This window comes from Gilvimarinus sp. 1_MG-2023 (assembly GCF_030548285.1).
In genome coordinates this window covers 1-228 of the sequence record NZ_JAUOSC010001941.1, presented here as the reverse complement: position 1 = coordinate 228, position 228 = coordinate 1, and the positions used below count along the sequence as shown (strand labels likewise).

Annotated in this window: 1 protein-coding gene; it reads left to right on the top strand. The window is 52.2% G+C overall.

What is annotated here, in order from left to right; genetic code table 11:
• Window positions 1-228, top strand: a 228-nt coding sequence (locus Q4563_RS23430) for an NAD-dependent epimerase/dehydratase family protein (protein ID WP_303606254.1), incomplete at both ends; no start/stop codon positions are given.

Below are 228 nucleotides of genomic sequence, written 5' to 3'. Positions count from 1 at the left end.
CGACGACGTTGACGTGATTTTCCACGAGGGCGCCTGCTCCGAAACCACCGAGTGGAACGGCAAGTTCATGATGGAGAACAACTACGAATACTCCAAAATCCTGTTACACGCCTGCCTCGAACAACGTATTCCTTTTCTGTATGCCTCCAGTGCGGCAGTCTATGGTGGCAGTGCCGTTTTCAAGGAAGAGCGCAGCTTCGAGCAGCCACTGAACGTATATGGCTATTC